The sequence below is a fragment of the Psychrobacter sp. TB20-MNA-CIBAN-0197 genome (assembly GCF_040309765.1).
Taxonomy (GTDB): domain Bacteria; phylum Pseudomonadota; class Gammaproteobacteria; order Pseudomonadales; family Moraxellaceae; genus Psychrobacter; species Psychrobacter submarinus.
Window position 1 is genome coordinate 1 of the sequence record NZ_JBEOPC010001485.1, and the last position, 231, is coordinate 231.

Sequence of the window (231 nt, forward strand, 5' to 3'; positions counted from 1 at the left end):
GTTCAGCGCCTGCCTAACGCTAGCCAGCCAGCGCTTAATGATGAAAATGGCGACGAAAAAAATGCTACGCCACCGTTCTATACAGTCAACTCCTGCATTACGCTAGTGTCGCTTATGAATGGTCATCATCTTATGACGGCTTCTTATTTAGCAGATGATCCAGAACATCATCCAGAACGTGCTCTGCTGCATCCAGCGCAGCAGGCCATGGTTGAATGTCACGGATCACAG

The 231-nt window shown here is 48.9% G+C and carries 1 pseudogene; it reads left to right on the forward strand.

Annotated features, from left to right (window positions below):
* Positions 1–231, forward strand: a pseudogene (locus tag AAEY83_RS18910) (hypothetical protein); the annotation flags it as partial.